1 protein-coding gene and 1 pseudogene are annotated in these 852 nt (G+C 67.3%); both read right to left on the bottom strand.

Translation table 11 applies throughout. The annotated features are described in order from the left end of the window. A partial coding sequence (gene sucD, locus TSO352_RS05955) for a succinate--CoA ligase subunit alpha (RefSeq protein ID WP_109106693.1) occupies positions 1 to 614 on the bottom strand: 614 nt, incomplete at its 3' end. Position 615: 1 nt separating this feature from the next. Beyond that, positions 616 to 852: pseudogene (gene sucC, locus TSO352_RS05950) on the bottom strand (succinate--CoA ligase subunit beta); the annotation flags it as partial.

Here is an 852-nt window from a genome sequence, read left to right as displayed (position 1 = left end):
ATGATGCCCTCGGTCTCCGGGTCCTTCACGAACAGCTCCAGGCTGTCGACGAAGTTGGTGCCGTTGACCGGGTCGCCGCCGATGCCGATGCAGGTGGTCTGGCCCAGGCCGGCCGCCGTGGTCTGCGCGACCGCCTCGTAGGTCAGCGTGCCGGAGCGCGAGACGATGCCGATCTTGCCACGCTTGTGGATGTGGCCCGGCATGATGCCGATCTTGCACTCGTCCGGGGTGATGACGCCCGGGCAGTTCGGGCCGATCAGGCGGGTCGCCGAGCCGTCGAGGGCGCGCTTGACGCGGACCATGTCGAGCACCGGGATGCCTTCGGTGATGCAGACGACCAGCGGGATGCCGGCGTCGATCGCCTCCAGGATCGCGTCGGCCGCAAACGGCGGCGGCACGTAGATGACGGACGCGTTGGCACCGGTCTTCTCGACCGCCTCGGAGACGGTGTCGAAGATCGGCAGGTCGAGGTGCTTGGCGCCGCCCTTGCCCGGGGTCACGCCGCCGACCATCTTGGTGCCGTAGGCGATGGCCTGCTCGGAGTGGAAGGTGCCCTGGGCTCCGGTGAAGCCCTGGCAGATCACCTTCGTGTTCTTATCGACGAGAACAGCCATTTCACGCGGCCTCCTTCACGGCCTTGACCACCTTTTCGGCGGCATCGGCGAGGTTGTCGGCCGAGAGGATCGGCAGGCCGGATTCGGCCAGGATCTTCTTGCCCAGATCGACGTTGGTGCCTTCCAGGCGCACCACCAGCGGAACGTGCAGGTGCACTTCGCGCGCCGCGGCGACGACGCCCTCGGCGATCACGTCGCAGCGCATGATGCCGCCGAAGATGTTGACCAGGATGCCTTC

It is taken from the genome of Azospirillum sp. TSO35-2, assembly GCF_003116095.1.
In the GTDB taxonomy this organism is placed as follows: domain Bacteria; phylum Pseudomonadota; class Alphaproteobacteria; order Azospirillales; family Azospirillaceae; genus Azospirillum.
Note: the sequence above shows the minus strand (reverse complement) of the source record. Positions and strands in the feature narration are given on the sequence as shown.